At 59.5% G+C, this 5140-nt stretch carries 7 protein-coding genes; 3 read left to right on the plus strand and 4 right to left on the minus strand.

Annotation, left to right across the window (positions count from 1 at the left end):
* From QZY01_RS13515 to QZY01_RS13530, 4 genes are all read right to left on the minus strand, one after another.
* Positions 1–498: chemotaxis protein CheB (locus tag QZY01_RS13515; protein WP_294537860.1), on the minus strand; the 498-nt coding region annotated here is incomplete at its 3' end.
* Between the two features lie 126 nt (positions 499–624).
* Positions 625–1731 carry a hypothetical protein gene (locus tag QZY01_RS13520; RefSeq protein WP_342394900.1) on the minus strand — a complete coding sequence of 369 codons (1107 nt, stop codon included), beginning with the start codon at positions 1729–1731 and terminating at the stop codon, positions 625–627.
* Between the two features lie 178 nt (positions 1732–1909).
* On the minus strand, positions 1910–2074 hold the full coding sequence (locus tag QZY01_RS13525) for a DUF3309 family protein (protein ID WP_294537870.1): 165 nt from the start codon (positions 2072–2074) through the stop codon (positions 1910–1912).
* 120 nt (positions 2075–2194) lie between these two features.
* Complete coding sequence (locus tag QZY01_RS13530) at positions 2195–2389, minus strand: CsbD family protein (protein WP_294537862.1); 195 nt, start codon at positions 2387–2389, stop codon at positions 2195–2197.
* 696 nt (positions 2390–3085) lie between these two features.
* On the opposite strand from QZY01_RS13530, the gene QZY01_RS13535 reads away from it, so the two are divergent.
* From QZY01_RS13535 to QZY01_RS13545, 3 genes are all read left to right on the plus strand, one after another.
* On the plus strand, positions 3086–3661 hold the full coding sequence (locus tag QZY01_RS13535) for a ferritin-like domain-containing protein (protein WP_294537864.1): 576 nt from the start codon (positions 3086–3088) through the stop codon (positions 3659–3661).
* Positions 3662–4165: 504 nt separating this feature from the next.
* Positions 4166–4402, plus strand: a complete 237-nt coding sequence (locus QZY01_RS13540) for a hypothetical protein (RefSeq protein ID WP_294537866.1) — start codon at positions 4166–4168, stop codon at positions 4400–4402.
* Positions 4403–4627: 225 nt separating this feature from the next.
* Positions 4628–5140: transglutaminase N-terminal domain-containing protein (locus QZY01_RS13545; RefSeq protein ID WP_294537872.1), on the plus strand; the 513-nt coding region annotated here is incomplete at its 3' end.

Raw genomic sequence — 5140 nt, forward strand, 5'->3', positions numbered from 1 at the left:
CTCGGGCATGTCGGGTTGGCTGGCGGTATCAAGCTTTTGCGCAATGGTGATGCCGCCCACTTCCCTGATCCCGCAAAGCGCCGCCGCGCCATCGCCATCATAGCCGGAGACGATGATCGCGATAATTTTGCCGTTCCAATGCTGCTTCAGGGAACGCAGGAAAACCGTGATGACATCCGGCCATCCCCTTGGTTTTGAAATCGGCTTGAGATGGAACTCTCCCTCGAGAACATGCAAGTCGCGTTGCGCGGGAATGATGAAAACATGGTTTGGCCGAAGAACCAATCCGTCGGTGATCATCTCGACACGCATCCCGGTGAAGCGGGGGAGAATCTCATGCAAATGCGTGGCGACAATTCTCAAGTGATTGACGATGACGATGGCGGCTCCCATGTCGTTCGGCAGGTTCTGGAGCAATCGGGTATAGGCGTCGAGGCCCCCAGCGGAGCCGCCCACGCATACCACCGGGAAGTCCTTTGCGGCACGTCGGGGAATCATCGGCCTTCCCTCGCTAACAAGAGGCGCCCACCCGGATAACCTAGTCTCAAGCCGTGACGCTGGCGTTTCGCGCTGATCCAACCCTGAGACCGAACCGCCTGGCCGTCCTGGTCGACGGTTGGGCTCTTACGCCTCATCCCGCCGACGCCCCCCAAGCGCGGCCGCGGCGCTGGCGACGAAAGCGCCGATGATCAGCGAAAGCACCATCAAAAGCGTCATCGTGATCCCCGCCTTGCGGGCTTTGTCCGCTGTTTCCTTTGCCTTTGCTTTGGCCTGATCGATTTGGCCAAGGACATCATCTACGCGCTGTTGCGCATCGGCGGCGGGCCGCCCGATCTGAGCGGAAACGAGTTGCGCGAGGTAGCTTCTGTCAGCAGCCGACACCGAGCCGGAGGCGGCGCTCACAATGAGAATCCGCGAAGCTTCCGCCCGGGGCGCGGTCCCATTCTGGATCGCTACAATAGCGTCGGAGGCGGAAGACGAAGCCGCCGGCGCGCGAAACATCAGGTCGATGAAATATTCGGCTGGCAAACCCGCTGCATTTGTCGCCCTGCCGGTTGCGGAATCGGCCGCACCTTGAGCTTGTCCAGAGGCCAGCGACGCGGCCGCGCCGGCGCCTCCAGACACAATTGCCGAGGCCGCCGAACTCAGAACTCCGGCCAGCAAGACGGTGGCGAGCGCCCACATCAGCAGCCCGTGCGCCGTGTCGCGGAAGAAGGCTTCATCCGTATGAACTCCACCCCATCTTGTTCGCAACAGTCCCGTGAGATAACCGCCGAGCGCTGAGGAAAGCCATTGAACGACGATCAACCATATGGCTGTCGATACAGCAAACGTCGTCGCGCTGACTCCACGGCTCGACCATGGCGAAATCATGGTGAGTCCCAGGCCGGAGCCCATCAGCAACAAGACAAGGGACAATGCCGCCGCAACGATCGCGCCAGCAAAGACGGCGCTCCAGGAGATGGCCGAAGCGGAGGCTTCGTCATCAATCGGGGACTCTTCTCTGGCGAGATCGGCTATTTCCAAAATCGTCAAAGTCAATCTCCCTATCGAAGGACAAGAGCGATGAGGATGATGACCGGTATTGGAACGCCCAGAAGCCAGAGCAAAATACCACGTCCCATAGCAGCCTCCATTGCCGGATGGCACACGACGATCAGCGCGTGCGCGGGAATGATTGGAAAGGAATTCTTCAGCTTCGCGCCGCGCGCCCCGGGCGCGATCAACCAAGCCAGCGCGGCGTTCAAGGGCGCAATCCGACACCGCGTCTTGTCGCGCCAGCTACCGCTTGCGACTCCTGTTCATGTCATCGACTCTCGCAACAAACCGCATCGACCAGGACCCGCGAAAAGCTGCCGCGGGCGTTCTGCGTTGAGCATCTGCCTTCCGCGGACAGGTTCTCGCGGAGTCAAATTCTGCCAAGCAGAAGCAATACCAGCAGGACAATAACCACGAGGCCGAGACCACCGCCTCCATAGTAGCCCGTGCCGTAGAATGGGCCGCCGCCAACCCCGGAAAACCCACCCAATAAAAGGATGACCAGGATAACAAGGAGAATTGTGCCTATCGACATTTTCAAATGTCCTTTTTTTGTTGGCCGCAACCGTTCATTGGCGTGCTGCATGAACCGCGGCGCGCCGCCCTTCGCGCCGTCGCCCGCATTGCGTTGGGCGGGGCGACATCGGGCGGAAGCCTAATGCTTTTCAGCCTTCGACGTCTCTTTGATCGTGTCTTTCAAGCCGCCGACGGCATTTTGAATCTTGCCTTCGGTTTTTTCGGCGGCGCCCTGCGACTCCAGCTTGACATCGCCGACTAACTTGCCCGCCGCCTGCTTGACAGCGCCCGTGACTTCTTTCGCCGATCCGGCGATCCGATCCTTGTCAACCATTCGAGCCTCCTGTTGCTTGCCGCGCCGCTGAATTGGCTCCGCGGCCCCGCAATACTTGAAACTTTATCAGCAGCGCCGAGCGGCAAGGCAGGATCGGAAACTACTCAGGCGCCCTTTGCCGGATTTCAGGATTTCAGAAGAGGAGCCCCGGTTGCTGTCATGCTTGCGTTACTTTTCAATATTTCTGCGACTCATGGCGGCGCGCGTTGCTGGCTTCGGGACAGGAAATATTGAATTCTTCGAAGGTGTCGAGGCAGATTTTCGACCCGATCTCGCATTGTATTTGCCGTGAGTAGATTCCGGGTCTGTTTGACCGGGTCGCCGATCGTTACGCTTAGGACCATTGCGCGATAAGCGTGACGGATTGCCATCCTCGTGGCGCGAAAATCGACGACGGTTACCCGATCCAACCGTCGGAGGGCCTTCACCAGGTCACTCGATACCGCCGCGCCTAACAAGGGGACTTGGCGCGCTCGCCTCCCATTCCCAGCGCCAGTCTTTGGGGCGGAATGTCCAAATGATGGAAAATGTCACCGAAAAAAGGCTCTTCCGGGCTTCGGCGGCGAGAAGTGAACTGCGGCGGCAGCGAATCTCTGTCGACGCGGTTCAAGCCCCTGGCCTTATCCGGATAGGCTCATCGGCGCCAAAATTTTCGGGAATTTCGCAAAAGCTTCACAACCGAACCAGGAGCAAGCCATGAAACATGCAACGGCCGCCGAGAAGCACGACGCGACGCATTTCATCAGCGACGTCAAATCCCTGCGGGAACGGGCCCGTCATCACATCGAGCAGGGCGCCGTAAGCGAAACCTACATCGGCGACGTCGCCCGCAACATCGAGATTCTGCAAGCCGTTCTCGCCACCGAACTGGTTTGCGTTCTGCGCTACACTCAGCACTCCATCGTCGCCACTGGCATCGCCAGCGAAAGCGTCAAGGCGGAGTTCGCTCAGCACGCCAAGGAAGAACAGGGACATGCGCTGGCCGTAGCCGAACGCATCAACCAGCTCGGCGGCGCGCCGGATTTCAATCCTTCAGGCCTGGCCGCCCGGTCGGCGTCCGAATATTCCATCGGATCCAATCTGGTCGCGATGATCAAGGAGAATCTCATCGCCGAACGGATCGCCGTCGACCATTATCGGGAACTGATCCGCTTCTTCGGCGACGACGACCCGGCCACACGGTGGATGCTCGAGTCGATTCTCGCGGTCGAGGAGGAGCACGCCAGCGATATGCAGGATTTGCTCGCCACCCACGGTGCGGAGAAAAAGTAATACCCCTTGAACCGCCGACCGACTGGCTGCCCGCTTCGCCGCCCGCCTGCGGACGGGAGCGGAGCCGCCGGCGCGCGTGATCCGATTTCATTTCGGGATCGGGCAAAAAGGTTCCGCATGGTTTCTCCTCGATCGCATCTTGTCGCGCTTGGGGAATCGCTCGCATAACGCAACGCGGGAGCAACCAAACGGCGCGATCCTCGCCGAGCAAGGGATTCGCGTTTCGCAGGCGTTTGCCCCGATCGCGCATCGACGGCGCGCCGGGCGAAGCTGGCCGTAGCGGACAATAGGTAATTTCCGAGCCTGCCGCGCCAGCGTAAATATCTTGTAATATACAAAACGAGCTTAAGCATGACGTAGTATTATTCCGCTACAGAAAAGTATTTCTGAGAAGAATGATAATAGCGTTTTTGTCTGTGGATACATTGGCCGTTTGAGATGGTCCCCTCACTCCACAGGCGAATTGTCAAGCCAGGCTGTTCCAGATTTTGATGGAGATTGTCTATGTCGATCCGGCTGCAAATCTCGATTCTCATCTACACAATGGTTCAGGCGGTCCTGTTTGGCGTCGGGACAGTGTTGGTGCTGGCGACGCCCTTGTCGGCGCTGGCGATGACTCTGATGCCATGGGTCATCTGCGTCAGCGCAGTTCTGTCCGCGCCGCTCTCGTGGATGCTTGCTCCGCGTCTGCGCGCGCGTTTCCTGCGCCAGACCGCGCGGTCGTCGCTCCCGGCCGAGTAACCCGATTTACAAACAATGCTCGATGGCGCGCTTGCGCCTAACTTGGCTTCGGCGCGGGTTCCGCTCCGGCTGGAGCTGCGCCGAAGAGGTCCAAAACCGGCGCCGCGCTCAGGGGATTGAAAGCCATACATGGAAATAGAGTTCTCGGAGCAATTGATCATGCAAGATCACGGTCGCGCCTCAATCGGAAGTCAGGCGACCATCCAATGGCCGCCATGCCCCATCATGCCGGAGCTTCCATCGAAAATTTTCAACATCCATCACAGGACAGTCTATCGCTACCGTCAGCCGGTCAGCCTTGGCCCTCACCTTTTGATGCTTCGTCCACGCGAGAGCCGCGATCTCCGCTTGATCTCGAACGAAGTGACGATCGCGCCCGCCGCTTCCGTGAACTGGGCGCAGGACGTGTTCGGCAACGCGGTGGCGACGGCGACGTTTCAGGCCTTGGCCGACCATCTCGTGATCGACAGCTTTACGGAACTCCAGCTTGGAGCCGAACTCTGGCCCGTTTTCGACATCGCCCCATCGGCGATTTCCTGGCCGTTTCTCTATACGTACGACGAGTGGAGCGACCTCGGCGCGTTGGCGGTCCAGCAATACCCCGATCCCTTGGGACGCCTGATGGCTTGGGCCTGCGCTTTTGTTCGCGGCAAGCCGACCGATTCCCTGTCGCTGCTCAAAGACCTCAACGCCGGCGTCTCAAGCTGGATCTGCTACCAAAGCCGCGAAGCCGAGGGA

Source organism: uncultured Rhodoblastus sp., assembly GCF_903903185.1.
GTDB lineage: Bacteria > Pseudomonadota > Alphaproteobacteria > Rhizobiales > Beijerinckiaceae > Rhodoblastus.